This is a genomic window from Streptomyces sp. NPDC007164, from assembly GCF_040634135.1.
Lineage (GTDB): Bacteria > Actinomycetota > Actinomycetes > Streptomycetales > Streptomycetaceae > Streptomyces > Streptomyces sanglieri.
This window is the reverse complement of the sequence record NZ_JBEYFB010000002.1, coordinates 116,730-141,133: the sequence shown is the minus strand read 5'-3', so window position 1 is coordinate 141,133 and position 24,404 is coordinate 116,730. Positions and strand designations below refer to the sequence as shown.

The 24,404-nt window shown below is 70.0% G+C and carries 24 protein-coding genes; 15 read left to right on the top strand and 9 right to left on the bottom strand.

From position 1 onward, the window contains the following. Positions 1-3: 3 nt before the first annotated feature. The 4 genes from ABZ622_RS05160 to ABZ622_RS05145 all read left to right on the top strand — a co-directional run bounded on the left by ABZ622_RS05160 (position 4) and on the right by ABZ622_RS05145 (position 4,215). A complete protein-coding gene (locus ABZ622_RS05160; protein WP_072483070.1) occupies positions 4-339 on the top strand; it encodes an RNA polymerase-binding protein RbpA in 336 nt (111 codons plus the stop codon). 150 nt (positions 340-489) lie between these two features. Further along, on the top strand, positions 490-2,142 hold the full coding sequence (gene pgi / locus ABZ622_RS05155) for a glucose-6-phosphate isomerase (RefSeq protein ID WP_360540527.1): 1,653 nt from the start codon (positions 490-492) through the stop codon (positions 2,140-2,142). A 4-nt stretch (positions 2,143-2,146) separates the two neighbouring features. Further along, on the top strand, positions 2,147-2,650 hold the full coding sequence (locus ABZ622_RS05150; RefSeq protein ID WP_360540525.1) for a PH domain-containing protein: 504 nt from the start codon (positions 2,147-2,149) through the stop codon (positions 2,648-2,650). A gap of 14 nt (positions 2,651-2,664) precedes the next feature. Beyond that, a complete protein-coding gene (locus ABZ622_RS05145; RefSeq protein WP_360540523.1) occupies positions 2,665-4,215 on the top strand; it encodes a PH domain-containing protein in 1,551 nt (516 codons plus the stop codon). Between the two features lie 7 nt (positions 4,216-4,222). Here ABZ622_RS05145 and ABZ622_RS05140 read toward each other — a convergent pair whose 3' ends face one another. The 6 genes from ABZ622_RS05140 to tkt form a co-directional block, all read right to left on the bottom strand. Further along, positions 4,223-4,585 (bottom strand): VOC family protein, encoded by a 363-nt coding sequence (locus ABZ622_RS05140; protein ID WP_360540521.1) that lies wholly within the window; start codon positions 4,583-4,585, stop codon positions 4,223-4,225. Between the two features lie 87 nt (positions 4,586-4,672). After that, positions 4,673-5,455 (bottom strand): 6-phosphogluconolactonase, encoded by a 783-nt coding sequence (gene pgl, locus ABZ622_RS05135; protein ID WP_360540519.1) that lies wholly within the window; start codon positions 5,453-5,455, stop codon positions 4,673-4,675. Then, positions 5,452-6,465: a glucose-6-phosphate dehydrogenase assembly protein OpcA gene (gene opcA, locus ABZ622_RS05130; RefSeq protein WP_360540517.1), complete on the bottom strand. Its 1,014-nt coding sequence runs from the start codon at positions 6,463-6,465 to the stop codon at positions 5,452-5,454. The genes pgl and opcA overlap by 4 nt, the downstream gene beginning before the upstream one ends. Continuing rightward, positions 6,462-7,994, bottom strand: a complete 1,533-nt coding sequence (zwf, locus tag ABZ622_RS05125) for a glucose-6-phosphate dehydrogenase (protein ID WP_266916651.1) — start codon at positions 7,992-7,994, stop codon at positions 6,462-6,464. Before zwf ends, opcA begins: the two co-directional genes overlap by 4 nt. A 5-nt stretch (positions 7,995-7,999) precedes the next feature. Continuing rightward, complete coding sequence (gene tal, locus ABZ622_RS05120; protein WP_360540514.1) at positions 8,000-9,118, bottom strand: transaldolase; 1,119 nt, start codon at positions 9,116-9,118, stop codon at positions 8,000-8,002. A gap of 34 nt (positions 9,119-9,152) precedes the next feature. Continuing rightward, on the bottom strand, positions 9,153-11,240 hold the full coding sequence (gene tkt / locus ABZ622_RS05115) for a transketolase (protein WP_360540512.1): 2,088 nt from the start codon (positions 11,238-11,240) through the stop codon (positions 9,153-9,155). Between the two features lie 451 nt (positions 11,241-11,691). Here tkt and ABZ622_RS05110 point away from each other — a divergent pair, with 451 nt between their 5' ends. Together ABZ622_RS05110 and ABZ622_RS05105 are read left to right on the top strand one after the other, a co-directional pair. Continuing rightward, complete coding sequence (locus tag ABZ622_RS05110; protein WP_360540510.1) at positions 11,692-12,645, top strand: heme o synthase; 954 nt, start codon at positions 11,692-11,694, stop codon at positions 12,643-12,645. A gap of 98 nt (positions 12,646-12,743) precedes the next feature. Continuing rightward, complete coding sequence (locus ABZ622_RS05105; protein WP_360540508.1) at positions 12,744-13,139, top strand: hypothetical protein; 396 nt, start codon at positions 12,744-12,746, stop codon at positions 13,137-13,139. 96 nt (positions 13,140-13,235) lie between these two features. Here the strand turns inward: ABZ622_RS05105 and ABZ622_RS05100 are convergent, their stop codons facing one another. The 3 genes from ABZ622_RS05100 to ABZ622_RS05090 form a co-directional block, all read right to left on the bottom strand. Continuing rightward, entirely contained in the window at positions 13,236-14,249 is a 1,014-nt protein-coding gene (locus ABZ622_RS05100; protein WP_360540506.1) for a COX15/CtaA family protein, read from the bottom strand. Between the two features lie 99 nt (positions 14,250-14,348). After that, positions 14,349-15,116 (bottom strand): ABC transporter permease, encoded by a 768-nt coding sequence (locus tag ABZ622_RS05095; RefSeq protein ID WP_360540504.1) that lies wholly within the window; start codon positions 15,114-15,116, stop codon positions 14,349-14,351. Further along, the gene (locus ABZ622_RS05090) at positions 15,113-16,039 is read right to left on the bottom strand and encodes an ABC transporter ATP-binding protein (protein ID WP_360540502.1); all 927 of its coding nucleotides are present in this window, start codon (positions 16,037-16,039) and stop codon (positions 15,113-15,115) included. The genes ABZ622_RS05095 and ABZ622_RS05090 overlap by 4 nt, the downstream gene beginning before the upstream one ends. A 136-nt stretch (positions 16,040-16,175) precedes the next feature. Here ABZ622_RS05090 and ABZ622_RS05085 point away from each other — a divergent pair, with 136 nt between their 5' ends. From ABZ622_RS05085 to ABZ622_RS05045, 9 genes are all read left to right on the top strand, one after another. Then, a complete protein-coding gene (locus tag ABZ622_RS05085) occupies positions 16,176-16,916 on the top strand; it encodes a metalloregulator ArsR/SmtB family transcription factor (RefSeq protein WP_360540500.1) in 741 nt (246 codons plus the stop codon). Next, positions 16,913-18,334 (top strand): Fe-S cluster assembly protein SufB, encoded by a 1,422-nt coding sequence (gene sufB, locus ABZ622_RS05080; protein ID WP_093899511.1) that lies wholly within the window; start codon positions 16,913-16,915, stop codon positions 18,332-18,334. The genes ABZ622_RS05085 and sufB overlap by 4 nt, the downstream gene beginning before the upstream one ends. 57 nt (positions 18,335-18,391) lie before the next feature. Beyond that, a complete protein-coding gene (sufD, locus tag ABZ622_RS05075; protein ID WP_360540497.1) occupies positions 18,392-19,573 on the top strand; it encodes a Fe-S cluster assembly protein SufD in 1,182 nt (393 codons plus the stop codon). Continuing rightward, the gene (locus ABZ622_RS05070) at positions 19,573-19,890 is read left to right on the top strand and encodes a bifunctional 3-phenylpropionate/cinnamic acid dioxygenase ferredoxin subunit (RefSeq protein WP_360540495.1); all 318 of its coding nucleotides are present in this window, start codon (positions 19,573-19,575) and stop codon (positions 19,888-19,890) included. Before sufD ends, ABZ622_RS05070 begins: the two co-directional genes overlap by 1 nt. Before the next feature lie 7 nt (positions 19,891-19,897). Beyond that, positions 19,898-20,662 (top strand): Fe-S cluster assembly ATPase SufC, encoded by a 765-nt coding sequence (gene sufC / locus ABZ622_RS05065; RefSeq protein ID WP_124718331.1) that lies wholly within the window; start codon positions 19,898-19,900, stop codon positions 20,660-20,662. Continuing rightward, positions 20,659-21,927, top strand: coding sequence for a cysteine desulfurase (locus ABZ622_RS05060; RefSeq protein ID WP_360540493.1), 1,269 nt, complete (start codon positions 20,659-20,661; stop codon positions 21,925-21,927). The genes sufC and ABZ622_RS05060 overlap by 4 nt, the downstream gene beginning before the upstream one ends. Positions 21,928-21,953: 26 nt before the next feature. Then, positions 21,954-22,409, top strand: coding sequence for a Fe-S cluster assembly sulfur transfer protein SufU (sufU, locus tag ABZ622_RS05055; protein ID WP_072483050.1), 456 nt, complete (start codon positions 21,954-21,956; stop codon positions 22,407-22,409). Then, positions 22,406-22,744 (top strand): metal-sulfur cluster assembly factor, encoded by a 339-nt coding sequence (locus ABZ622_RS05050; RefSeq protein ID WP_093539690.1) that lies wholly within the window; start codon positions 22,406-22,408, stop codon positions 22,742-22,744. Before sufU ends, ABZ622_RS05050 begins: the two co-directional genes overlap by 4 nt. A 155-nt stretch (positions 22,745-22,899) precedes the next feature. Next, the gene (locus tag ABZ622_RS05045) at positions 22,900-24,288 is read left to right on the top strand and encodes a DUF3616 domain-containing protein (RefSeq protein WP_360540491.1); all 1,389 of its coding nucleotides are present in this window, start codon (positions 22,900-22,902) and stop codon (positions 24,286-24,288) included. Positions 24,289-24,404 lie beyond the last annotated feature (116 nt).

Here is a 24,404-nt window from a genome sequence, read left to right as displayed (position 1 = left end):
ACCGTGGCAAGTGGCAACGCGATCCGGGGAAGCCGGGTCGGAGCGGGGCCGATGGGGGAGGCCGAGCGCGGCGAGTCCGCGCCGCGTCTCCGCATCTCCTTCTGGTGCTCGAACGGGCACGAGACGCAGCCGAGCTTCGCCAGTGACGCGCAGGTACCGGAGACTTGGGACTGCCCGCGCTGCGGCTTCCCGGCCGGCCAGGACCGGGACAGCCCGCCGGACCCGCCGCGCACCGAGCCGTACAAGACGCACCTCGCGTACGTACGCGAACGGCGCAGCGACGCGGACGGCGAGGCCATTCTCGCCGAGGCGCTGGCGAAACTCCGGGGCGAAATCTAGAAGTTCACCGGCCGGGCACCCACAGGGTGTCCGGCCGGACTGCTTTTGCGTGCCGCCGGTCTCCATTGCCTCGTCGGCCCTTCTGATCAATTAGGTTGGAGGTGCAGCGGGGCATCTGCAGGCACGAGAAGAATTGGGCTGATATCCGGGATGAACACACGAAGCCGAACCAGGCTCAACCAGACGCCCGAGTGGACCGCTCTGGGCAAGCATCGCGAGCAGTTCGGGACGACCCGTCTGCGGCAGCTGTTCGCGGACGATCCGGAGCGCGGCACCGGATACACCCTCCGGGTCGGCGATCTGTACGTCGACTACTCCAAGCACCTGGTCACCGACGAGACGCTGCGGCTGCTGCGTGAGCTCGCCGCGGCCACCGGGGTGGCCGGCCTGCGGGACGCGATGTTCCGCGGCGAGAAGATCAACACCACCGAGGACCGCGCCGTTCTGCACACCGCGCTGCGTGCCCCGCGCGACGCGGTGATCGAGGTCGACGGCGAGAACGTGGTGCCGGGTGTGCACGCCGTGCTCGACCGGATGGCGGCGTTCTCCGACCGCGTCAGGTCGGGGGAGTGGACCGGCCACACCGGCAGGCGCATCAAGAACGTCGTCAACATCGGCATCGGCGGCTCCGACCTCGGCCCCGCCATGGCGTACGAGGTGCTGCGCTCCTTCACGGACCGCGACCTCACCGTCCGCTTCGTGTCGAACGTCGACGGCGCCGACCTGCACGAGGCGGTGCGCGATCTCGACCCGGCCGAGACGCTCTTCATCGTCGCGTCGAAGACCTTCACCACGATCGAGACGATCACCAACGCCACCTCCGCGCGCAACTGGCTGCTGACCGGTCTGAACGCCGGTCAGGACGCGGTCGCCAAGCACTTCGTGGCGCTGTCCACGAATGCCGGGAAGGTCGCGGACTTCGGCATCGACACCGCCAACATGTTCGAGTTCTGGGACTGGGTCGGCGGCCGTTACTCGTACGACTCGGCCATCGGCCTCTCGCTGATGATCGCCATCGGCCCGGACCGGTTCCGCGAGATGCTCGACGGCTTCCACCTCGTCGACGAGCACTTCCGCACCGCTCCCGCCGAGGACAACGTCCCGATGCTGATGGGGCTGTTGGGCGTCTGGTACGGCGCGTTCTTCGACGCCCAGTCGCACGCGGTGCTCCCGTACAGTCACTATCTGTCCAAGTTCACCGCGTACTTGCAGCAGCTGGACATGGAGTCCAACGGCAAGTCCGTGGACCGGGACGGCAATCCGGTCGACTGGCAGACCGGACCGGTCGTCTGGGGCACCCCCGGCACCAACGGACAGCACGCCTACTACCAGCTGATCCACCAGGGCACCAAGATCATCCCGGCCGACTTCATCGGCTTCGCCGAGCCGGTCGCCGACCTGCTGCCCGGCTTGGTGGCCCAGCACGATCTGCTGATGGCCAACTTCTTCGCCCAGACCCAGGCGCTGGCCTTCGGCAAGACGCCGGACGAGGTCCGGGCCGAGGGCGTCGCCGAGGAACTGGTGCCGCACAAGACCTTCCGGGGCAACCACCCGACGACGACGATCCTCGCCGACCGGCTGACCCCCTCCGTCCTCGGCCAGCTGATCGCGCTGTACGAGCACAAGGTCTTCGTCCAGGGCGCCGTCTGGAACATCGACTCCTTCGACCAGTGGGGCGTCGAGCTGGGCAAGGTCCTCGCCAAGAAGATCGAGCCGGTGCTCACCGACGGCGCGGGGGCCGAGCAGCTGGACAGCTCGACCGCCGCGCTGGTGCGGGCCTACCGCTCCCGCCGGGGGCGCTGAGCCGATGACCACGGGGGAGGGGACGGTGCGGCTGCGGCCGCCGAACAACATGTCGGACCCGAGGGCTGTCGGGTGGTGGCGGGCCCAGTGGCTGTTGCTGACCGCCGCCCCCGTGGCCGTCCTGGCCGTGCTGGGCGCGCTCATCGAGCCCGCCCGGTTCTGGCTGCTGCTGCCCGCCGCGATCCTCGCGGCCCTGGGCATCGGCTGTGCCGTGCTCCTCCCCGCGTGGTGGTTCCGCACCCACCGCTGGGAGGTCACCGACGAAGCGGTGTACGTCAGGACCGGGGTCTTCCGGCAGGAGTGGCGGATCGCCCCGATGTCCCGGATCCAGACCGTGGACACCGTGCGCGGGCCGCTCGAACAGCTCTACCGGCTCGCCACGGTCACCGTGACCACCGCGTCGGCCAAGGGCGCGGTACGGATCGAGGGCCTCGACCACGAAACGGCGGCCGGGCTCGCCGAACGGCTGACCCGGATCACCCAGGCCACCCCCGGGGACGCCACATGAGCCAGGAGGCGGCCGTGTCCCCATCCCCGGACACCGGGGGCGGCCACGGCCCCGCCGCGGCCACCGCCGTCGACTGGCGGCGGCTGGACCGGCGCACGGTCCTCGTCAGCGCGCTCGTCACGGCCGGGGTGGCGGCCGGCGCCGCCGTCCCCACCACGCTCGGCCTCTCCGGAAGGTTCGGCTTCGGGGCCGCCGTCACCTGGGTCCTGGCCGGCGCGGCCCTGCTGATCGGCGCCGCGGCCGCCGGCGACCACGTACGGTGGCGCCGCACCCGCTACCGCATCGGCGCCGAACGGGTCGAGCTCCACACCGGGCTGCTCCTGGTCAAGAAGCGCTCACTGGCCCGGGAACGCATCCGCAGCGTCGACCTCACCGCCCATCCGCTGCAACGGGCACTCGGCCTGGTCACCGTCCGCATCGGCACCGGCGAGCACTCCGGCAACGACTCCACCCTGGAACTCGACCCGGTCACCGGGGCCGAGGGCGAACGGCTCCGTCGCGAACTGCTGGAGCGCACCGCCACCGGAACCCCGGGCACCCACCGCGAGGGCGAGCTCGTCGCCCTCGACCCGCGCTGGATCCGCTACGCACCGGTCTCCTTCGTCGCCCCCGCGCTCGGCGGCGCGGCGGCCGGCGCGGTGATGCAGGTCAGCGACTGGTTCGGGGCACAGGGGCGGGTCATCGAGTGGATCGGCGAGCGCTTCCGGGACACCTCGCTGACCGCCATGATCGTGATCCTCGCCGTCGCCGCGGTGGCCGCCGGAGTCGTCGGCGCGCTCGGCCTGTGGGTCGAGATGTGGTGGAACTACCGGCTGGAGCGTGAACCGGGCGGCACCCTGCGCATCCGGCGCGGACTGCTGACCTCCCGGTCCGTCTCCATCGAGGAACGGCGACTGCGCGGGGTCGACCTCGTCGAACCGCTCGGCATCCGGACCTTCGGCGCCGCCCGGGTCGACGCGATCACCACCGGACTCGCCAAGGACGACGAGGAACAGCACGGCGACCACAACACCCTGCTGCCCGCCGCGCCCCGGCCCGTGGCCGACGCGGTGGCCGCCGACGTGCTGCGCGAGACGACGTCCCCGACTAGCGCCCCGCTGACCGGACACCCCCTCGCGGCCCGCGGCCGCAGGCTGCGCCGCGCGTACTGGGCCGTCCTGGTCCCGGTGGCCGCGCTCGCCCTCCTGGGCGCGCTGCTGACCCCCGTACTGCTCTGGATCGCGCTCGGCTGCGCCGTCGTGGGGCTGCCGGCCGGGGTGTTCCTGGCCAGGGACGCGTACCGCGGCCTGGGGCACACCGTCAGCGGCGACTACCTGGTGGTGCGGTCGGGCACGGTCCGGCGCTCGACCGCCGCGCTGGAGCGGGCCGGAGTCATCGGCTGGACGGTCCGCCAGACCTACTTCCAGCGACGCGCCGGGGTGCTGAGCGTCACCGCGACGACGGCCGCCGGAGCGGGCGCGTACACGGCGTACGATACGGAGGTGAGCGAGGGCCTCGCCTTCGCCGCCGAGGCCGTGCCCGGCCTGCTGGAACCCTTCCTGGAGCGGGTCCCGCCCGCCAGGTGAGCCCCGGTCAGCCGTGCGTCGTGTCGATGACGCAGAACCGGTTGCCCTCGGGGTCCGCCAGCACCACGAAGTCCGGGTCGTCCGGGTACAGATCCCAGTCCACCCGCACCGCGCCGAGCCCGATCAGCCGGTCCACCTCGGCGTCCTGCTCCGCGGTGTACAGATCGAGGTGGATCCGGGGGACCTCCTGCACGGACGTACCGCTGAGGCCCAGGGCCAGGCCGACGCCAGGCCCCTCGGCGGGGACCAGCACCATCCAGTCGTCGTCCGTCGCCGGGTCACGCTCCACGTAGTCGAGCGCCGCCTTCCAGAACGCCGCCGCACGCCGTACGTCCGACGCGCCCATCACCACGGTTCCGATACGCACCATGGCCCGAGTCTGCCACGCCTTCCACGCGACGGGCCCGGCCGCTCCGAGGAGCGAACCGGGCCCGTGCGCAACCGTACTGACGATCCGTCAGGCCGAGGCCGGCGGATACAGCGCGCGCGGCAGCCGGGAGGCCGCCGCCGCGTCCAGCAGCCACAGGGTGCGGGAGCGGCCGTACGCACCTGCCGCCGGGGCCTGGATCTCCCCGGCACCCGAGAGCGCGATCTCCGCGGCCTCCGCCTTGTCCTCACCTGCGGCGAGCAGCCACACCTCGCGCGCCGCCCGGATCGCGGGCAGCGTGAGCGAGATGCGAGTGGGCGGCGGCTTGGGGGCGCCGTGCACACCGACGACGGTGCGCTCGGTCTCCCGTACCGCGGGCAGCTCCGGGAAGAGCGACGCGACGTGCGTGTCCGGGCCGACGCCCAGCATCAGCACGTCGAACGTCGGCACCGGGCCGTGGTCCTCGGGACCGGCCGCGGTGGCCAGTTCCTCGGCGTACGCGGCGGCCGCCGCGTCGGCGTCGTTGCCCCAGGGGCCGTCCGAGGCTGGCATCGCGTGCACCCGGGACGGGTCCAGCTGCACCGAGTCCAGCAGGGCCTCACGGGCCTGCGTGACATTGCGCTCCGGATCGCCCTCGGGCAGGAACCGCTCGTCGCCCCACCACAGATCGAGCCGCGACCAGTCGATCGCGTCCCGGGCGGGCGCGGCGGCGAGCGCGGCCAGCAGGCCGTTGCCGTTGCGCCCGCCGGTGAGGACCACCGAGGCGTAGCCGCGCGCGGCCTGGGCGTCCACGATCCTCGTGATCAGCCGGGCCGCGGCGGCCAGCGCCATCAGCTCCTTGTCGCGGTGCACGACAAGCTGCGGAGCACTCACTTCGACGCCGCCTTCTTGGCCGCGGTCTTCTTCGCGGCGGCCGGGGCGGCGTCCGCCGCGGGCTCGGCCGGCTTCGGCCGCGCCTGTCCGGCGAGCTTCGCCACACCGAACCTCACCGTCGCCGCGTAGGTGTTGTCCGGGTCCAGCCGGCGCAACTCCTCGGCGAGCAGCTCGGCGGTGTCCCGCCGCTTGAGTGCCACCGCGCGGTCCGGCTGGCCCTGCATCGAGAGCGTGGCCAGCGAACCGTCGGGACGGTCCAGGACGATGACGCCGTTCTTGGTCTCCATCCGCACGGCCGTCAGACCGGGACCGGCGGAGACGGTGCGCTCCACCGGCACCTTGAGCCGGTCCGCGAGCCACATGGCGAGCAGCTCGCAGCTCGGGTTCTCCGACTCGCCCTCGACCGTCGCCGAGACGACCTGGGCGGACTGCTGGTCGAGCGAGGCCGCCAGCATCGAGCGCCACGGCGTGATGCGGGTCCACGCCAGATCGGTGTCGCCCGGGGTGTACGAGTCGGCGCGGACCGCCAGCTCCTCGCCCGGGTGCTCCGCCGAGTACGCGTCCGTGATCCGGCGCTGGGCGAGCGCGCCCAGCGGGTCCTTCGCCGGGTCGGCGGGGGCGCCCTCGGGCCACCAGACCACGACCGGGGCGTCCGGCAGCAGCAGCGGCAGGACCACCGACTGGGCGTGGTTGACCAGCTCGCCGTGGAGACGCAGGACGACCGTCTCGCCGGTGCCCGCGTCGGAACCGACCCGCACCTCGGCGTCGAGCCGGGCGTCCCGGCGGCTGCGCGGCGAGCGGCTGACCCGCTTGATCACCGCGATGATCCGCGAGGGGTGCTCGCGCGAGGCGTCACCGGCCGACTTGAGCGCGTCGTACGCGTTCTCCTCGTCGGTGACGATGACCAGGGTGAGCACCATGCCGATGGCCGGGGTGCCGATGGCGCGGCGGGCCGAGACCAGCGCCTGGTTGATCTTGCTGGAAGTGGTCTCCGTGAGATCGATCTTCATGGCCGGCGCCAGCTCCGTCCGTCTCGTGCGAGCATCTCGTCGGCCTCGGCCGGACCCCAGGTGCCCGCCGGGTACTGCGCGGGCTTGCCGTGCTTGTCCCAGTACTCCTCGATCGGGTCGAGGATGTTCCAGGACAGCTCGACCTCCTGGTGCCGGGGGAAGAGGTTGGCGTCGCCGAGCAGCACATCGAGGATGAGCCGCTCGTAGGCCTCCGGGCTGGACTCCGTGAAGGACTCGCCGTAGGCGAAGTCCATCGTGACGTCCCGGACCTCCATCGAGGTGCCGGGCACCTTGGAGCCGAACCGCACGGTCACGCCCTCGTCCGGCTGCACCCGGATGACCAGGGCGTTGCCGCCCAGCTCCTCGGTGGCGCCGGACTCGAAGGGCAGATACGGGGCCCGCTTGAAGACGACCGCGATCTCCGTGACCCGGCGGCCGAGCCGCTTTCCGGTCCGGAGGTAGAACGGCACGCCCGCCCAGCGGCGGTTGTTGATCGTCAGCTTGATCGCGGCGAAGGTGTCGGTCTTCGACTTGGGGTCGATGCCGTCCTCTTCGAGGTAGCCCGGGACCTCCTCGCCGCCCTGCCACGCGTGCGCGTACTGGGCGCGGACCGTGTGCTTGCCCAGGTCCTCCGGCAGCTCCACCGCCGTGAGCACCTTGAGCTTCTCGGCGACCAGGGCCTTCGGGTGGAAGGAGCCGGGCTCCTCCATCGCGGTCAGCGCCAGCAGCTGGAGCAGGTGGTTCTGGATGACGTCACGGGCGGCGCCGATGCCGTCGTAGTAGCCGGCCCGGCCGCCGATGCCGATGTCCTCGGCCATCGTGATCTGGACGTGGTCGACGTACGACCTGTTCCAGATCGGCTCGAACATCGTGTTGGCGAACCGCAGCGCCAGGATGTTCTGGACCGTCTCCTTGCCCAGGTAGTGGTCGATCCGGAAGACCTCGTTGGGCGGGAAGACGTCGTGCACGATCTGGTTGAGCTCCTGCGCGCTCTTCAGGTCGTGGCCGAAGGGCTTCTCGATGACGGCACGCCGCCAGGAGCCCTCCTTCTGGTCCGCCAGGCCGTGCTTCTTGAGCTGCTGGACGACCTTGGGGAAGAACTTCGGCGGCACGGACAGGTAGAAGGCGAAGTTGCCGCCCGTGCCCTGCGCCTTGTCCAGCTCCTGGATCGTGGTCTTCAGCTGCTCGAAGGCCTCGTCGTCGTCGAAGTTGCCCTGGACGAAGCGCATCCCCTGGATGAGCTGCTGCCAGACCTCTTCGCGGAACGGTGTACGGGCGTGCTGCTTGACGGCGTCGTGGACCTCCTGTGCGAAGTCCTCGTCCTGCCACTCGCGGCGCGCGAATCCGATGAGGGAGAAGCCCGGCGGCAACAGGCCGCGATTGGCCAGGTCGTACACGGCGGGCATCAGCTTTTTACGGGACAAATCACCCGTGACCCCGAAGATCACCAGACCCGACGGCCCCGCGATGCGCGGGAGCCGTCGGTCCTGGGGGTCACGAAGCGGGTTGGCTCCGGGAACACCAGACAAGGTGGTCAGCCCTCCGAAGGGGCGAGGCGCTTGAGCTCCGCCTCGGTCGAGTTGAGCAGGTCGATCCAGGACGCCTCGAACTTCTCGACGCCCTCGTCCTCCAGCAGCTGGACGACGTCGTCGTAGGAGATCCCGAGCTTCGCCACGGCGTCGAGATCGGCGAGGGCCTGCTCGTAGGTGCCGGCGATCGTGTTGCCGGTGACGTCGCCGTGGTCGGCCGTGGCGTCCAGGGTGGCCTCGGGCATGGTGTTCACCGTGCCGGGGGCGACCAGGTCGACGACGTACAGGGTGTCCTTGTACGCGGGGTCCTTGACGCCGGTCGAGGCCCACAGCGGACGCTGCTTGTTGGCCTGTGCCTTGTCCAGGGCGGCCCAGCGGTCCGAGGAGAAGATCTCCTCGTACGCCTCGTAGGCGAGCCGGGCGTTGGCGAGCGCGGCCTTGCCCTTGAGGGCCTTGGCCTCGTCGGTGCCCAGCGCGTCGAGCCGCTTGTCGATCTCGGTGTCCACGCGGGAGACGAAGAACGAGGCCACCGAGTGGATCAGGGAGAGGTCCAGGCCCGCGGCCTTCGCCTTCTCCAGGCCCGCCAGGTAGGCGTCCATGACCTCGCGGTAGCGCTCCAGCGAGAAGATCAGCGTGACGTTGACGCTGATGCCCTTGCCGATGACCTCGGTGATCGCCGGGAGACCGGCCTTCGTCGCCGGGATCTTGATGAGCGTGTTGGGCCGGTCCACCAGCCAGGCCAGCTGCTTGGCCTCGGCGACGGTGGCCGCGGTGTGGTGGGCCAGCCGAGGGTCGACCTCGATGGAGACCCGGCCGTCCTGGCCGTCCGTGGCGTCGAAGACCGGACGCAGGATGTCCGCCGCGTCCCGTACATCGGCCGTCGTGATCATGCGGATGGCCTCGTCGACGGTGACCTTGCGGGTGGCGAGGTCGGTGAGCTGCTGCTCGTACCCGTCGCCCGAGGAGATCGCCTTCTGGAAGATCGACGGGTTGGTGGTGACGCCCACGACGTGCTGCTGGTCGATCAGCTCGGCGAGATTGCCCGAGGTGATCCGCTTGCGCGACAGGTCGTCGAGCCAGATCGCCACGCCCTCGTCGGAGAGGCGCTTAAGTGCGTCTGTCATGAGAATTGCATCTCCTACTAGTCGTATATCGGCGTCAGCGCGTGGCTGCGGCGAGAGATTCCCGCGCGGCGGCGGCGACGTGCTCGCCGGTGAAGCCGAACTCGCGGAAGAGGACCTTGGCGTCGGCCGAGGCACCGAAGTGCTCCAGCGAGACGATCCGGCCGGCGTCACCGACGTAGCGGTACCAGGTCAGGCCGATGCCTGCCTCGACCGCGACGCGCGCCTTCACGGACGGCGGCAGAACGCTGTCCTTGTACGCCTGGTCCTGCTCCTCGAACCACTCGACCGACGGCATCGAGACCACCCGGGTCGGAATGCCGGCCGCCTGGAGCTCCTCGCGCGCCTCGACGGCGAGGTGCACCTCGGAGCCCGTGCCGATCAGCAGCACCTGCGGCTGGCCGCCCTCGGCCTCGAAGAGCACGTAGCCGCCCTTGGCCGCGTCCTCGTTCGCCTCGTACGTCGGAACGCCCTGGCGGGTCAGCGCCAGACCGTGCGGGGCGCCCTTGCCGAACACCTTGGTGTAGCGGCGCAGGATCTCGCGCCAGGCGATGGAGGTCTCGTTGGCGTCGGCCGGGCGGACGATGTTCAGGCCCGGGATGGCGCGCAGCGCGGCCAGGTGCTCCACCGGCTGGTGGGTCGGGCCGTCCTCGCCGAGACCGATCGAGTCGTGCGTCCACACGTAGGTCACCGGCAGGTGCATCAGCGCGGACAGGCGCACGGCGTTGCGCATGTAGTCGGAGAACACCAGGAAGGTGCCGCCGTAGATGCGGGTGTTGCCGTGCAGCGCGATGCCGTTCATGGCGGCGGCCATGGCGTGCTCGCGGATGCCGAAGTGGATCGTGCGGCCGTACGGGTCCGCGCCCGGCAGCGGGTTGCCCGCCGGGAGGAACGACGACGTCTTGTCGATCGTGGTGTTGTTCGAGCCGGCGAGGTCGGCGGAGCCGCCCCACAGCTCGGGGATGATCTCGCCGAGCGCCTGGAGCACCTTGCCGGAGGCGGCGCGGGTGGCGACACCCTTGCCCGGCTCGAAGACCGGAAGCCTGTCCTCCCAGCCCGCGGGCAGCTCGCCGGCGGAGATCCGGTCGAACTCGGCGGCGCGCTCCGGGTTGGCGGTGCGCCAGGCGGCGAAGGACTTCTCCCACTCGCCCTTGGCCTCGCGGCCGCGGTCCAGCGCCTCACGGGTGTGGGCGATGACCTCGTCGGCGACCTCGAAGCTCTTCTCCGGGTCGAAGCCCAGCACCCGCTTCGTCGCCGCGACCTCCTCGTCGCCGAGCGCCGAGCCGTGCGAGGCCTCGGTGTTCTGGGCGTGCGGTGCGGGCCAGGCGATGATCGAGCGGGCCGCGATGAACGACGGGCGCCCGGTCTCGGCCTTGGCCGCCTGGAGCGCCGCGAACAGACCCGCCGGGTCCAGGTCGCCGTTGGGCAGCTGCTCGACGCGCTGGACGTGCCAGCCGTACGCCTCGTACCGCTTCAGGGTGTCCTCGGAGACCGCGGTCTCCGTGTCGCCCTCGATGGAGATGTGGTTGTCGTCCCACAGCAGGACCAGGTTGCCGAGCTTCTGGTGCCCGGCCAGCGAGGACGCCTCCGCGGAGATGCCCTCCTGGAGGCAGCCGTCGCCGGCGACGGCCCAGACCATGTGGTCGAAGGGGGAGGTGCCGGGGGCCGCGTCCGGGTCGAACAGGCCGCGCTCGTACCGGGAGGCCATCGCCATGCCCACGGCGTTGGCGACACCCTGGCCCAGCGGGCCGGTGGTCGTCTCGACGCCGGTGGTGTGGCCGTACTCCGGGTGACCGGGGGTCTTGGAGCCCCAGGTGCGGAAGGCCTTGAGGTCATCGAGCTCCAGGCCGTACCCGGCCAGGTAGAGCTGGATGTAGAGGGTCAGGCTGGTGTGACCCGCAGAGAGCACGAACCGGTCGCGCCCGGCCCAGTCCGCATCGGCGGGGTCGTGGCGCATCACCTTCTGGAAGAGGGTGTACGCGGCGGGAGCGAGGCTCATGGCCGTACCAGGGTGGCCGTTTCCGACCTTCTGTACGGCGTCCGCTGCAAGGACACGGACAGTGTCCACGGCCCGCTGGTCCAATTCGGTCCACTGGAGATCTGTGGTGGTCGGCTTGGTGCTCACCCTGAGTCAGGGCTCCTCTCCACTGTTGTAAACCGGTGACTGTGACCGCACCGGGCGTTGTCGAGCCTACCCCCGTCGGAACAAGCATTTTCCGGCTGCTTTCCAGGGTGCAGGCGGCCCGCGGAGTTCGCCTCCCGTATGAGCGCGACGGCTCACTTCTGCGCCACTCCGATGAGCGCTTCTCCTTACTTATGGGCCCTCCGATGAGCGTGTCCTCGTACTTCTGTACCGCTCCGGTGAGCGGAAGGGCCGCTCACGCGCAGTGTCACGACGACCGGACCGCCGGTCCGCGCGCCGCACCACGAGGAGGGGGCCCGCCGCTTCCCGCGCCTGTTCAACACGACCCACCCCCGCGAAGATCGGCCTGTCCCCAACGTCTACAGTGGTCTGGTTCGCGCAAGTCTTTACCGGGCCTTCACGCCCGGAGCTTGCTGGGATTTCTCTGTCAGGGGTGTGCGTGACGGCCGTCGAGTCCCGACCCGCAGGGGTCGCCTTGACTCCCAGCCCAGGGGGCCATCGCCCGTTCGGGGCCCGTGTCAAGGCATTCGTGGCGCTGACCAAGCCGCGGATCATCGAGCTGTTGCTGATCACCACTGTTCCGGTGATGTTCCTCGCCGCTCAGGGTGTGCCCGACCTGTGGCTCGTGGTCGCCACCACGGTCGGCGGCTATCTTTCCGCAGGCGGCGCCAACGCGCTGAACATGTACATCGACCGCGACATCGACGCGCTGATGGACCGTACGTCGCAGCGCCCGCTGGTCACCGGCATGGTGAGCCCGCGTGAGTGCCTGGCCTTCGGCTTCGCGCTCGCCGCGATCTCGACGGTCTGGTTCGGCCTGCTGGTCAACTGGCTGTCGGCGGCGCTGTCGCTCGGCGCGCTGCTGTTCTACGTCGTCGTCTACACGATGCTGCTCAAGCGCCGCACCTCGCAGAACATCGTCTGGGGCGGCATCGCGGGCTGCATGCCGGTCCTCATCGGCTGGTCGGCCGTGACGAACTCCGTGTCGTGGGCGGCCGTCATCCTCTTCGCCGTCATCTTCTTCTGGACGCCGCCGCACTACTGGCCGCTCTCCATGAAGGTGAAGGAGGACTACGCCCGGGTCGGCGTCCCGATGCTTCCGGTCATCGCGTCCAACCGGGTGGTGGCCCGCCAGATCGTCGTCTACAGCTGGGTGATGGTGGTCGTCTCGCTGCTGCTGACCCCGTTGGGCTACACCGGCTGGTTCTACACGGCGGTGGCGGTGCTGACCGGCGGGTTCTGGCTCTGGGAGGCGCACGGCCTGCAGAACCGGGCCAAGTCCGGTGTGACCGGGGCCAAGCTCAAGGAGATGCGGCTGTTCCACTGGTCCATCACCTATGTCTCGCTGCTCTTCGTCGCCGTGGCGGTCGACCCCTTCCTGAGGTAGTCCGCCCCCATCGACTCCTGCCGACGGGCGGGGTACGTGGCCCAAGCCACGTACCCCGCCCGTCGCACGTTCGGCTACCCGTCGGTAGCATCCTGAATATGGCTGAGACGGCAGAGACCCAGGTGGAGAGCGGCAAGCAGGCAGCCCGCGCGGAGCGCAGGGCGGCGAAGCTCGCCAAGGAGATCGGCGCTTTCGCCAAGGCGCACGGCGGCGCAGAGGGACAGCTCGCCTACATCGGGCAGCGGGGCGCCCGGATCGTGCTCGTGGGCGAGGACGGCGGCTGGGGCGACCTGGTCGCTCCCTCGTACGCGCTCGCCGAGAGCGCCACGCGCAAGGCCGGGATCACGATGCACGACGAGTTCGACGGCGAGTTCGCCGCGAAGGTCCGCACCGGCCCGTACGAGTGGACGCGGATGGCCGGCATCCAGATCGGCGGCCCTTCCGTGCGGCACCGGGGCACGCGAGCCCGGCATGATCCAAACGAGAGGCCCTAGGCCTGACCAAGCCCCCGTACAACGACGATCGCCGGACGGTTCCGAGAAGGAATCCGTCCGGCGATCGTCGTGTACGGGGGCAGGGGCGGCCCGCGGTCAGCCGGCCGCTGCGGGCTCCGGCTGCTCGGCGGCGGGGCCGGGCACCGCGGCCATGGCCACGGGGCGCTCACGCAGCGACAGGACCACCCGCACGACCGCGATCCACACCAGGCACGAGCCCAGCATGTGCAGGCCGACCAGGATCTCCGGCGTGTCGGTGAAGTACTGCACGTAGCCGATCACGCCCTGAGACATCAGCACCAGGAAGAGGTCACGGGCGCGGTGCAGCGGGCCGGCCGGCGCGTCGACGGCCTTCAGCACGAACCAGAGCGCGACGGTCAGCGCCACCACGACCCAGGCCAGATCGGCGTGCAGCTGCGCGATCATCTTCCAGTCGATCGGGATGCGGTGCACATCGCTGGAGTCGCCCGCGTGCCGCCCGGCGCCCGTGACGACCGTGCCGACCGCGACCAGCAGCCCCGCGGCGACCGTGAGCAGCCAGGTCAGCTGGGACACCGCCTTGCCGACCAGCGGCCGGGGCGCCTCGTCGCCCTCGCGGGTCCGCTGCCAGGTCACCATCGCGACGGTGAGCAGCGCCGTGGAGAGCAGGAAGTGCGCCGCGACGGTGTACGGGTTGAGGCCGACCAGCACCACGATGCCGCCGAGCACGGCGTTGCCCATGACCACCCAGAACTGCACCCAGCCGAGCTTCGTCAGGCTGCGCCGCCAGGGCTTGGCGGACCGGGCGGCGATGATCGCCCACCCGACGGCCGCGCACAGGACGTACGTCAGCATCCGGTTGCCGAACTCGATGGCGCCGTGGAAGCCCATCTCGCTCGTCGCCGTGAGGCTCTCGTCGGTGCACTTGGGCCAGGTCGGGCAGCCGAGGCCGGAGCCGGTCAGCCGTACCGCGCCACCAGTCACGACGATCAGCACGGCCATGACGACGGCGGACATGGCCGCACGGCGGACCGTACGGGGGGAGGGGGTCCATCGCTCGGCGATGTACAGGAGCGGGTTCCGCGCGGCTTGAGCGACTTCGGCTCGGGTCAGCTTGGGCACGCGCACCATCGTAGGCGGCGGCTTGTGCAAGCTTTCACGAGGGGGACGAGTTGCCCCGAAACGTCGACGGAGCGCGTCCGCGCGCTCGCGTGCGGGAGGCCACCGGGCTCACTCCCAGCGGAAGAACCTCGCCGCCGCGCCCAGCCCGAGCACCGCCCACACCGCCAGGATGCCGAGGTCGCCCCAGGGCATCGCCGCACCGTGCTGGAGCACGTCCCGCAGACCGTCCGACAGCGCCGCGATCGGCAGCAGCCCGAGCGCCGACTGCACCGCGTCCGGGAACTTGTCCAGCGGCACGATGACCCCGCCGCCGACCAGCAGCAGCAGGAAGACCAGGTTGGCCGCGGCGAGCGTCGCCTCCGCCTTGAGCGTCCCGGCCATCAGCAGCCCGAGCCCGGAGAAGGCCGCCGTGCCGAGCACGAGCAGCAGCAGGACGGCGAGGGGGTTGCCCTGCGGCGACCAGCCGAGCGCGAACGCGATCACCGTGAGCAGCACCACCTGGAGCACCTCGGTGACCAGCACCGCGAGGGTCTTGGCGGTCATCAGCGCCCAGCGCGGCAGCGGCGAGGCCGCGAGCCGCTTGAGCACCCCGTACCGCCGCTCGAAACCGGTGGCGATGGCCTGGCCGGTGAAGGCCGTGGACATCACGGCGAGCGCGAGGATGCCGGGTGCCAGGAAGTCGACGGACTCGCCCGCGCCGGTGTCCACGATGTCGACCGCGCTGAACAGCACCAGCAGCAGCGTCGGGATGATCACGGTCAGCAGCAGCTGCTCGCCGTTGCGCAGCAGCATCCGCGTCTCCAACGCGGTCTGCGCGGCGATCATGCGGCCCAGCGGGGCGGCGCCCGGCCGCGGGGTGTACGTACCGGCGCTCATGCGCGCAGCTCCTTGCCGGTCAGTTCCAGGAAGACGTCCTCCAGGGTGTGCCGCTCCACGGAGATGCCCGACGGCATCACTCCGTGCTGGGCGCACCAGGAGGTGACGGTGGCCAGCAGCTCCGGGCCGACGTCGCCGGTGATGCGGTACGCGCCCGGGAGGATCTCGGCCGCCTCGGAGCCGTCGGGCAGCGCCTTCAGCAGCGAGCCCATGTCGAGACCCGGGCGGCCGGTGAAGCGCAGGGTGTTCTCGGCGCCGCCGCGGCAGAGCGTCTCGGGGCTGCCCTGGGCGATGACCTTGCCCGCGTCGATGACGGCGACGTCGTCGGCGAGCTCCTCGGCCTCGTCCATGAAGTGCGTGGTCAGGACGGTCGAGACGCCGTCGGTGCGCAGCTCGCGCACCAGCTCCCAGGTGGAGCGGCGGGCCTGCGGGTCCAGGCCGGCGGTCGGTTCGTCCAGGAAGACCAGTTCGGGACGGCCCACGACGGCCATCGCCAGGGCGAGCCGCTGTTGCTGGCCGCCGGAGAGCCGCCGGTAGGACGTACGGCCGCAGCTGCCGAGGCCGAGGCGCTCGATCAGGGTGTCCACGTCCAGCGGGTGGGCGTGCAGCTTCGCCATGTGGCGGAGCATCTCGTCGGCGCGCGCCCCGGAGTAGACGCCACCCGACTGGAGCATCACGCCGATCCGGGGGCGGAGCGCGGCGGCGTCGGCGACCGGGTCGAGGCCGAGGACCCGCACGGTCCCGGCGTCGGGGCGGCGGTAGCCCTCGCAGGTCTCGATCGTGGTGGTCTTGCCGGCGCCGTTGGGGCCGAGGACGGCGGTGACGGCGCCGGTGCGTACACACAGGTCGAGGCCGTCCACAGCGGTCTTGGGGCCGTAGCGCTTCACCAGGCCGCGGACCTCTACGGCCGACTCGCTCTTCATGGCCGTCAAGTCTAGGCAGGGGCGGAACGACCCCGTCTGCCGGGGCCGAATTAGGTAACCCTAAGTGATGAGCGGCACCGTAGATCGTTTCGGACCGTGGTTGTCAGGGCCGGATGAATTACGCAACAATGGCGTTGTGAAATACGTTGGCGAGGCTCCGCAGGAGGAACTCGCGACCGGAGAGCGCTCGACGCGCAACCGGGTCGCGCGCTCCATCCTGGACCATGGCCCGTCCACCGTCGCCGAGCTGGCGAAGCGCCTCGGCCTCACCCAGGCGGCGGTCCGGCGCCATCTCGACGCCCTTGTCTCCGACAGCGTCGTGGAGGCCCGTGAACAGCGGGTCTACGGGGCTCGGACCCGTGGCCGCCCGGCCAAGGTGTTCGCCCTCACCGACTGCGGCCGGGACGCCTTCGACCAGTCCTACGACAAGCTCGCGGCGGACGCCCTGCGCTGGATCGCCGAGACCGCGGGCGAGGAAGCGGTCGCCGCTTTCGCCCGCGCCAGGATCGAGTCCCAGTCCGAGGCGTACCGCACGGCGGTCGAGGCCGCGGACCCCGAGGCCCGCACCGAAGCGCTGGCCAAGGTCCTGTCCGCCGACGGGTACGCTGCTACGGCGCGTAGCGCGCCCGGCCCGCAGCAGGGCGAGCAGTTGTGCCAGCACCACTGCCCGGTCGCCCACGTCGCCGAGCAGTACCCGCAGCTGTGCGAGGCGGAGACGGAGTTCTTCTCCAGCCTCCTCGGGACGCATGTGCAGCGTCTGGCCACCATCGCCCACGGCGACGGTGTGTGCACGACGTACATTCCGCGCAGCGGCCACTCAGCACCACAGACCACCAATTCAGCATCTGCAAGCACGGCCGGGAGGAACCCCGCATGACGCTCCCTACGGAGACTGCCCACCCTGAGCTCGAGGGTCTGGGTACGTACGAATTCGGCTGGGCCGACTCCGACGCGGCAGGCGCCGCAGCCAAGCGCGGGCTCTCCGAGGATGTCGTCCGCGACATCTCGGCGAAGAAGAACGAGCCCGAGTGGATGCTGAAGCTGCGCCTCAAGGGCCTGCGGCTCTTCGACAAGAAGCCCATGCCGAACTGGGGCTCGGACCTGTCGGGCATCGACTTCGACAACATCAAGTACTTCGTGCGGTCCACGGAGAAGCAGGCGGAGTCCTGGGAGGACCTGCCCGAGGACATCAAGAACACCTACGACAAGCTCGGCATCCCGGAGGCGGAGAAGCAGCGCCTGGTCGCCGGTGTCGCCGCGCAGTACGAGTCCGAGGTCGTCTACCACCAGATCCGTGAGGACCTGGAGGAGCAGGGCGTCATCTTCCTCGACACCGACACCGCGCTGAAGGAGCACCCGGAGCTCTTCAAGGAGTACTTCGGCACCGTCATCCCGGTCGGCGACAACAAGTTCGCCTCGCTGAACTCGGCCGTATGGTCCGGCGGCTCGTTCATCTACGTGCCCAAGGGTGTCCGCGTCGACATCCCGCTCCAGGCCTACTTCCGTATCAACACGGAGAACATGGGCCAGTTCGAGCGGACGCTGATCATCGTCGACGAGGACGCCTACGTCCACTACGTCGAGGGCTGCACCGCCCCGATCTACTCCTCCGACTCGCTGCACTCCGCGGTCGTCGAGATCATCGTGAAGAAGGGCGGCCGCTGCCGCTACACGACGATCCAGAACTGGTCGAACAACGTCTACAACCTGGTCACCAAGCGCGCCGTGGCCTACGAGGGCGCGACCATGGAGTGGGTCGACGGCAACATCGGCTCCAAGGTCACCATGAAGTACCCGGCCGTCTACCTGATGGGCGAGCACGCCAAGGGCGAGACCCTGTCCATCGCCTTCGCGGGCGAGGGCCAGCACCAGGACGCCGGCGCCAAGATGGTCCACATGGCGCCGAACACCTCCTCCAACATCGTCTCCAAGTCGGTGGCGCGAGGCGGCGGCCGTACCTCCTACCGCGGTCTGATCGAGATCGGCGAGGGCGCGCCGGGCGCGAAGTCCAACGTGCTCTGCGACGCGCTGCTGGTCGACACGATTTCGCGCTCCGACACCTACCCGTACGTCGACGTCCGCGAGGACGACGTGTCGATGGGGCACGAGGCGACCGTCTCCAAGGTCTCCGAGGACCAGCTCTTCTACCTGATGAGCCGCGGTCTGACGGAGTTCGAGGCGATGGCGATGATCGTGCGCGGCTTCGTCGAGCCGATCGCGAAGGAGCTGCCGATGGAGTACGCCCTTGAGCTCAACCGGCTGATCGAGCTGCAGATGGAGGGTTCGGTCGGCTGACACGCCCGACGACCGGATTCCCCGATTTCGACAGAGAAAGTGAGCACCACGACAGCCATGGCTGAGGCTCAGAACATCCCGGCGGGCTCCACCACCACCGGATCCATCGCGGTGGCCGCCGAGTCGACCGTCGCCACGCGCATGAGCGCACCCCCGTCCTTCGACGTCGCGGACTTCCCGGTTCCGCACGGCCGTGAGGAGGAGTGGCGGTTCACGCCGCTGGAGCGGCTGCGCGGGCTGCACGACGGCACGGCCGTCTCCACCGGCGGCGGTGTGAAGGTCGCGATCGAGGCCCCCGAGGGCGTCACCGTCGAGACCGTCGGCCGTGACGACTCCCGGCTCGGCCGGGCCGGCACCCCGGTGGACCGCGTCGCCGCCCAGGCGTACTCCTCCTTCGAGCAGGCGTCCGTCGTCACGGTCGCCAAGGAGGCCGTGCTCACCGAGCCGATCCGCATCGCGGTGCACGGCGAGGGCGGCGTGGCCTACGGCCACCAGGTCGTCGAGCTCGGCGCCTTCGCCGAGGCCGTCGTCGTCATCGACCACACCGGTGACGCGGTGCTCGCCGCCAATGTGGACTACGTCCTCGGCGACGGCGCGAAGCTCACCGTCGTCTCCGTGCAGGACTGGGACGAGACCGCGGTCCATGTCGGCCAGCACAACGCGCTGGTCGGCCGGGACGCCTCGTTCAAGTCGATCGTCGTCACCTTCGGCGGCGACCTCGTCCGCCTCCACCCGCGCGTCAACTACGCGGGCACCGGCGGCGAGGCCGAGCTCTTCGGTCTGTACTTCACCGACAAGGGCCAGCACCAGGAGCACCGCCTCCTGGTCGACCACAACACCCCGCACTGCAAGTCCAACGCCGCCTACAAGGGCGCGCTCCAGGGCGACGGCGCACACGCCGTGTGGATCGGCGACGTCCTCATCCAGGCCGCCGCCGAGGGCACCGACACCTACGAGATGAACCGCAACCTCGTCCTCACGGACGGCGCGCGGGTCGACTCCGTGCCGAACCTGGAGATCGAGACCGGCGAGATCGTCGGCGCCGGCCACGCCTCGGCGACCGGCCGTTTCGACGACGAGCAGCTCTTCTACCTGATGTCCCGGGGCATCGACGCCGAGGAGGCCCGCCGGCTCGTCGTGCGCGGCTTCTTCGCCGAGCTCGTCCAGCAGATCGGCCTGCCGGACGTCGAGGCGCGGCTGCTCGAAAAGATCGAGGCCGAGCTGAAGGCTTCCGTGTGATGGCCTTCGTCAAAGCCTGTGCGCTGAGTGAGCTGGAGGACGACACCCCGAAGCGGGTGGAGCTCGACGGCGTCCCGGTGTCCGTCGTCCGAACCGAGGGCGAGGTGTTCGCGATCAACGACATCTGCTCGCACGCGAACGTCTCACTGTCCGAGGGAGAGGTCGAGGGCTGCTCGATCGAGTGCTGGCTGCATGGCTCCAGCTTCGACCTGCGCACCGGCAAGCCGTCCGGCCTTCCCGCGACGCGCCCCGTCCCCGTATACCCCGTCAAGATCGAAGGGGACGATGTGCTCGTCTCCGTCACCCAGGAGTCCTGAGTCACCCATGGCAACGCTTGAAATCCGCGACCTGCACGTCTCCGTCGAGGCCGACAACGCCACGAAGGAGATCCTCAAGGGCGTCGACCTGACCGTGAAGCAGGGCGAGACCCACGCCATCATGGGCCCCAACGGGTCCGGCAAGTCCACCCTCGCGTACTCCCTCGCGGGTCACCCCAAGTACACGATCACCAGCGGTTCGGTGACCCTGGACGGCGAGGACGTCCTGGAGATGACCGTCGACGAGCGCGCCCGCGCCGGCCTGTTCCTCGCGATGCAGTACCCGGTCGAGATCCCCGGTGTCTCGGTCTCCAACTTCCTCCGCACCTCCGCCACCGCCGTCCGCGGCGAGGCACCCAAGCTGCGCACCTGGGTGAAGGAGGTCAAGGAGACGATGGCCGGCCTCCAGATGGACCCGGCGTTCGCCGAGCGCAACGTCAACGAGGGCTTCTCCGGCGGTGAGAAGAAGCGCCACGAGATCCTCCAGCTGGAGCTCCTCAAGCCGAAGGTCGCGATCCTCGACGAGACCGACTCCGGCCTGGACGTCGACGCCCTGCGCATCGTCTCCGAGGGCGTCAACCGGGTCCGCGAGACCGGCGAGGTCGGCACCCTGCTGATCACGCACTACACGCGGATCCTCCGTTACATCAAGCCCGACTTCGTGCACGTCTTCGCCAACGGCCGCATCGCCGAGTCCGGCGGCGCCGAGCTCGCCGACAAGCTGGAGAACGAGGGCTACGAGGCATATGTGAAGGGTGGCGCTTCCGCGTGACTGACGCCCGCCAGGGGCTCTCCGGCCTCCTCGACACCGAGGCGATCCGCAAGGACTTCCCCCTGCTGGATCGTACGGTCCACGACGGGAAGAAGATCGTTTATCTGGACAGCGCTGCGACCTCGCAGAAGCCGCGCCAGGTGCTCGACGCCCTCAACGAGTACTACGAGCGGCACAACGCCAATGTGCACCGCGGTGTGTACACGATCGCGGAGGAGGCCACGGCGCTGTACGAGGGCGCCCGTGACAAGGTCGCCGCGTTCATCAACGCACCCAGCCGCGACGAGGTGATCTTCACCAAGAACGCCTCCGAGTCGCTCAACCTCGTGGCGAACATGCTCGGCTGGGCCGACGAGCCCTACCGGGTGGACCACGACACCGAGATCGTCACCACGGAGATGGAGCACCACTCCAACATCGTGCCGTGGCAGCTGCTCTCGCAGCGCACGGGTGCGAAGCTGAAGTGGTTCGGCATCACCGACGACGGCCGCCTCGACCTGTCCAACATCGACGAGATCATCACCGAGAAGACGAAGATCGTCTCCTTCACCCTGGTCTCCAACATCATGGGCACGATCAACCCGGTCGAGAAGATCATCCGCCGGGCCCAGCAGGTCGGCGCGCTGGTCTGCATCGACGCCTCGCAGGCCGCCCCGCACATGGTGCTGGACGTGCAGGCGCTGCAGGCCGACTTCGTGGCCTTCACCGGTCACAAGATGGTCGGCCCGACCGGCATCGGCGTGCTCTGGGGACGGCAGGAGCTCCTGGAGGACCTGCCGCCGTTCCTCGGCGGCGGCGAGATGATCGAGACCGTGTCGATGCACTCGTCGACGTACGCGCCCGCGCCGCACAAGTTCGAGGCCGGTACGCCCCCGATCGCCCAGGCCGTCGGCCTCGGCGCGGCCGTGGACTACCTCTCGGCGATCGGCATGGAGAAGATCTACCGCCACGAGCACGCGATCACCGAGTACGCGGTGAAGCGGCTCCTGGAGGTCCCGGACCTGCGGATCATCGGTCCGGCGACGGCCGAGGACCGCGGCGCCACGATCTCCTTCACGCTCGGTGACATCCACCCGCACGACGTGGGCCAGGTGCTCGACGAGCAGGGCATCGCGGTCCGGGTCGGACACCACTGCGCGCGGCCGGTCTGCCTGCGGTACGGAATTCCTGCGACCACGCGAGCGTCGTTCTATCTGTACTCCACGCCCGCCGAGGTCGACGCCCTGGTGGACGGCCTGGAGCACGTACGGAACTTTTTCGGATAAATGGGCGAGCGGCTGAGGGTTGACTGGTGAAGCTTGATTCCATGTACCAGGAAGTGATCCTGGACCACTACAAGCACCCCCACGGGCGTGGCCTGCGGGACGGCGACGCAGAGGTGCACCACGTCAACCCGACGTGTGGCGACGAGATCACTCTCCGGGTGAAGTACGACGGCGAGACCATCGCCGATGTGTCGTACGAGGGTCAGGGCTGCTCCATCAGCCAGGCCAGCGCCTCCGTGCTGAACGATCTCCTGGTCGGCAAGGAGCTGGGCCAGGCGCAGAAGATCCAGGAGACCTTCCTGGAGCTGATGCAGTCGAAGGGCCAGCTGGAGCCGGACGACGCGATGGAGGAGGTGCTGGAGGACGCGGTCGCGTTCGCCGGCGTCTCGAAGTACCCGGCCCGGGTGAAGTGCGCGCTGCTGAGCTGGATGGCGTGGAAGGACGCGACGGCGAAGGCGCTGTCCGAAGGGAAGACCGCATGAGCGACAACGAGACTCTGACCACCAAGCCGGCCTCCGAGGAGGAGGTCCGCGAGGCGCTTTACGACGTGGTCGACCCCGAGCTGGGCATCGACGTCGTGAACCTGGGCCTGATCTACGGCATCCACATCGACGACGCCAACATCGCCACCCTCGACATGACGCTGACGTCCGCGGCCTGCCCGCTGACCGACGTCATCGAGGACCAGGCGAAGTCCGCGACCGACGGCATCGTCAACGAGCTGCGGATCAACTGGGTCTGGATGCCGCCGTGGGGCCCGGACAAGATCACGGACGACGGGCGCGAGCAGCTTCGCGCCCTGGGCTTCAACGTCTGAGACGTCCTGGCCCGCCACGGATGAAGAACGGCTCCCGGCTTCGCGCCGGGGGCCGTTCTTCGTCGTTGTTTCGTCTGCCGTACTCATGATGTGTGTCCGTCGTTGGCACGGGTATCGGAACGTACCCGCGACATCACGCCGACGAGAGGCATGCCGTGCTGCATCAGTTTTCGCTCCCCGACCGCAGGGTGGCCGCCACCGCGGGCGGAATTCTCCTGCTGGCCGCGCTCGGGCTCAACACCCCCGCGCACGCCGCGAGTTACGGAACGCCGACGATCGCCTTCTCGGCCTCCTACCTCTCCGGTGCCGTCGGCGCGAGCGGTGACCCGGTGGTGACCGTCACCGTCGCGCAGAGCGGAGCCGACGCGAGCGCGCTCGGCGTGGCGGCGTCCGCGAGCTCCAAGTCGTCCGTCGCCGGGACCGGGGACGTGACCGTCACCGGCGCCACCCGGCGGCTCTCCGTGACCGCGCACGGACGCGGCTACACCGACCTCACGATCAAGGTCACCGGGCTCGGTGGCAAGACCGCCACGAAGAAGCTGCACTACGCCGCGTCCGCCGCCGTGCGGAACGCCGCCGACACCCGCTACCTCACCGGCTCCTCGGACGCCTCGGCCGCCGTCGATGTCGGTGGCGGCTACGTGGTCGTGGCCGACGACGAGTCCAACACGCTGCGGCTGTACGACCGTTCCGCGTCCGGCGGGCCCGTGAAGAGCTGGGACGTCGGCTCGGAGCTCGGGGCGGACAAGGAGGTCGACATCGAGGGCGCGGCCCGGGTCGGCGACACCATCTACTGGACCGGTTCGCTCGGCAACAACAAGGACGGCGAGTACAAGTCCGACCGCAACACCGTCTTCACCACGACGGTGACCGGCTCGGGCGCCGCCACCCGGCTGACGGTGGGCGGCAAGTACGGAAAGCTCCGTGACGATCTCGTCGCGTGGGACGAGGCGAACGGCGACCGGCTGGGCTTCGCCGCGGGTACCGACGACGGTGAGGCACCCAAGCAGATCGACGGGTTCAACATCGAGGGCCTGGAGTTCGCGCCCGGCTCGACGACCACCGCGTACCTCGGCTTCCGGGCCCCGCTCGTGCCGCCGAAGGCCGGTGGCAAGGCCCTGATCGTGCCCGTCACCAACTTCGACCGGGTGGCCGGCAGCGGGGCGAAGGCGGTCATGGGCGAGCCGATCGAGCTGGACCTCGGCGGGCTCAGCATCCGGGACATCCGCAAGAACGCCGCCGACCAGTACCTGATCGTGGCCGGTTCCTGGGCGGCCGACGACAACTCCGACCCGTACGCCCTCTACTCCTGGGACGGGGTCGCCTCGCACGCACCGGTCGAGCGGGCCGATCTGCCGACCGCCGACCCGGGCGGCTGGGAGGCCGTCGTGGACGTGCCGGACCTTACGGTGCCGGGCGCCCGGGCCCAGCTGATCACGGATTCCGGATCGGCCGATCTGTACGGGGACGGCACGGAGGCGAAGGACCTCGACAACGCCGAGTGGAAGAAGTCCCGGGCGGTCTGGTTCACCGTCGGGGGCTGACCGGCCGGACGCCCCCGCGATCGGTCGCGGCCGGGCGATACGAACGGGCCGTGTCCGCCGGGAAGCCGGCGGACACGGCCGTCGAGGTCGCCGGGCACATCGTCCCGGCCCGTCGG